Source organism: Stenotrophomonas sp. PS02289, from assembly GCF_029960115.1.
Lineage (GTDB): Bacteria > Pseudomonadota > Gammaproteobacteria > Xanthomonadales > Xanthomonadaceae > Stenotrophomonas.
Genome location: NZ_JASCOZ010000230.1, coordinates 2501 through 5355 on the forward strand (window position 1 = coordinate 2501; position 2855 = coordinate 5355).

2 rRNA genes (1 of these 2 cut by a window edge) are annotated in these 2855 nt (G+C 53.7%); both read left to right on the top strand.

The features are described 5' to 3' along the window. Nucleotides 1-2618 (top strand): 23S ribosomal RNA (locus tag QMX83_RS19880); it begins 260 nt to the left of the window's first position. Nucleotides 2619-2729: 111 nt separating this feature from the next. Continuing rightward, nucleotides 2730-2844, top strand: a 5S ribosomal RNA gene (gene rrf / locus QMX83_RS19885). The last annotated feature ends 11 nt before the right edge of the window (nucleotides 2845-2855 follow it).

The window sequence follows — 2855 nt, forward strand, 5'->3', positions numbered from 1 at the left end:
GCCCTTAAGCTGGTATGGTTCTAGAAAAACAGTCTGGAAAGACTGGCCATAGAAGGTGACAGCCCTGTATTTAAAAGGGCCATTCCAGTGAAGACGAGTAGGGCGGGGCACGTGAAACCCTGTCTGAACATGGGGGGACCATCCTCCAAGGCTAAATACTACTGACCGACCGATAGTGAACCAGTACCGTGAGGGAAAGGCGAAAAGAACCCCGGAGAGGGGAGTGAAATAGATCCTGAAACCGTGTGCGTACAAGCAGTAGGAGCTCGAAAGAGTGACTGCGTACCTTTTGTATAATGGGTCAGCGACTTACTGTTCGTGGCAAGCTTAACCGTATAGGGGAGGCGAAGGGAAACCGAGTCTGATAAGGGCGCATAGTCGCGGGCAGTAGACCCGAAACCGGGTGATCTAGTCATGCCCAGGGTGAAGGTGCGGTAACACGCACTGGAGGCCCGAACCCACTCCCGTTGCAAAGGTAGGGGATGAGGTGTGATTAGGAGTGAAAAGCTAATCGAACCCGGAGATAGCTGGTTCTCCTCGAAAGCTATTTAGGTAGCGCCTCATATGTATCCTCTCGGGGGTAGAGCACTGTTATGGCTAGGGGGTCATCGCGACTTACCAAACCATTGCAAACTCCGAATACCGAGACGGACTGTATGGGAGACACACGGCGGGTGCTAACGTCCGTCGTGAAAAGGGAAACAACCCAGACCCACAGCTAAGGTCCCAAATTTTGTGCTAAGTGGAAAACCATGTGGAAAGGCACAGACAGCCAGGAGGTTGGCTTAGAAGCAGCCACCCTTTAAAGAAAGCGTAATAGCTCACTGGTCGAGTCGGTCTGCGGGGAAGATTTAACGGGGCTAAGCACAGAACCGAAGCTTGGGGTGCATAACTTTGTTATGCGCGGTAGAGGAGCGTTCCGTAAGCCTGCGAAGGTGGATTGAGAAGTCTGCTGGAGGTATCGGAAGTGCGAATGCTGACATGAGTAACGATAATGCGGGTGAAAAACCCGCACGCCGAAAGCCCAAGGTTTCCTTGCGCAACGTTAATCGGCGCAGGGTGAGTCGGCCCCTAAGGCGAGGACGAAAGTCGTAGTCGATGGGAAGCAGGTTAATATTCCTGCACCTCGCGTAAGTGCGATGGAGGGACGGAGAAGGTTAGGTGTACCGGGCGTTGGTTGTCCCGGGGAAAGGCGGTAGGTTTGGATCTTTGGCAAATCCGGGATCCTTTAAGACCGAGCACCGAGACGAGTCTTTAAGACAAAGTCACTGATACCACGCTTCCAGGAAAAGCTCCTAAGCTTCAGCTTACGCAGACCGTACCGTAAACCGACACAGGTGGGTAGGATGAGAATTCTCAGGCGCTTGAGAGAACTCGGGTGAAGGAACTAGGCAACATGGCACCGTAACTTCGGGAGAAGGTGCGCCCTTTTTGGTGGCTCATGCGAGCTATAGCTGAAGAGGGCCGCAGTAACCAGGCCGCTGCGACTGTTTATCAAAAACACAGCACTCTGCAAACACGAAAGTGGACGTATAGGGTGTGACGCCTGCCCGGTGCTGGAAGGTTAATTGATGGGGTCAGCCGCAAGGCGAAGCTCTTGATCGAAGCCCCAGTAAACGGCGGCCGTAACTATAACGGTCCTAAGGTAGCGAAATTCCTTGTCGGGTAAGTTCCGACCTGCACGAATGGCGTAACGACAGCGGCGCTGTCTCCACCCGAGACTCAGTGAAATTGAAATCGCTGTGAAGATGCAGCGTTCCCGTGGCAAGACGGAAAGACCCCGTGAACCTTTACTATAGCTTTACACTGAACGTTGAGTTCGTCTGTGTAGGATAGGTGGGAGGCTATGAAACTGTGGCGCTAGCTGCAGTGGAGCCATCCTTGAAATACCACCCTGTCGTGCTTGACGTTCTAACCTGGGCCCATTATCTGGGTCGGGGACCGTGTATGGTGGGTAGTTTGACTGGGGCGGTCTCCTCCTAAAGAGTAACGGAGGAGCTCGAAGGTACGCTCAGCGCGGTCGGACATCGCGCACTGTGTGCAAAGGCATAAGCGTGCTTGACTGCAAGATCGACGGATCAAGCAGGTAGGAAACTAGGACTTAGTGATCCGGTGGTTCTGTATGGAAGGGCCATCGCTCAACGGATAAAAGGTACTCCGGGGATAACAGGCTGATACCGCCCAAGAGTTCATATCGACGGCGGTGTTTGGCACCTCGATGTCGGCTCATCACATCCTGGGGCTGTAGTCGGTCCCAAGGGTATGGCTGTTCGCCATTTAAAGTGGTACGCGAGCTGGGTTCAGAACGTCGTGAGACAGTTCGGTCCCTATCTGCCATGGGCGTTGGAGATTTGAGAGGGGCTGCTCCTAGTACGAGAGGACCGGAGTGGACGAACCTCTGGTGTTCCGGTTGTCACGCCAGTGGCATTGCCGGGTAGCTATGTTCGGAAGCGATAACCGCTGAAAGCATCTAAGCGGGAAGCGCGCCTCAAGATGAGATCTCCCGGGGCACAAGCCCCCTGAAGGAACCATATAGACTATGTGGTTGATAGGTCAGGTGTGTAAGTGCAGCAATGCATTGAGCTAACTGATACTAATGATCCGTGTGGCTTGACCATATAACCTCAAGTTGCCTTGGCTTTACGACAACGTCGTAAGAGCATCCAAGTGCACGCTACGTCACAAGAACTATGCGAGACAGGCGCTATCAGCGCTGCTCCAACCGTCTCCCTGGTGAAATTAGCGCTGTGGAACCACCCGATCCCATCCCGAACTCGGAAGTGAAACGCAGCTGCGCCGATGGTAGTGTGGCTCAAGCCATGCGAGAGTAGGTCATCGCCAGGGTTTACACCCAA